Annotated in this window: 1 protein-coding gene; it reads right to left on the bottom strand. The window is 54.7% G+C overall.

From position 1 onward, the window contains the following. On the bottom strand, positions 1-614 hold a 614-nt coding region (locus J7438_RS26900; protein ID WP_209279082.1), incomplete at both ends, for a hypothetical protein.

Raw genomic sequence — 614 nt, 5'->3', positions numbered from 1 at the left:
GCGGCCATCTTCGCGGTACAGCGCAGAGAAGGTTTGCCGAAAGTAGCGGGCAAATACTCGCCCAGTGCCGGTGCCATATAACGGGCCAATGGCCAGAAATTATCTGCCAGATCCTTCGGGTGCTTCAGGGCTGGCAGGGTGTTCAGGATGGCAGCAATGCCATCACGATCAACCTCTTCCATGGAATCCGGAAATATCGCACTGATCTGAGCTTTGACAAAACTGTAAATAGTTACATTACCCCGCACCGGATGGGCCAGTAACTTATTCAGGGCCTTACGCCAGTGGAAGGGCTCCAGAGTCCCGGCGCGATCCAGCCGCTGTTCAATGGGGAGCTGAGCCTCCAGCAGGGTCAGAAACTCAGCCGGTGCCTGAACCGGAATGACCGGATAACTTTTATCCGGACTCTGGGGCAATGTCCGAATGCGGGACAAAAGACCGCCTAATGGCCCAATTGCATCGGGATGGCGGGACGAAAAGGGTTTGATCAAACCGGGGGCGGCCATAATGGATTCTGCCAAAATGGACTCAGCTTTACCGAGTTCAACTATGTCAGGCTCAAAACGATCAGACTCTACACTGCCTGCTGACCGATCACTCCGGGTATCCTGCTG

Source organism: Thalassotalea sp. G20_0 (genome assembly GCF_017744175.1).
GTDB lineage: Bacteria > Pseudomonadota > Gammaproteobacteria > Pseudomonadales > Endozoicomonadaceae > Endozoicomonas.
The sequence above is the reverse complement of the archived record's forward strand: the minus strand, read 5'-3'. Positions and strand labels throughout refer to the sequence as shown.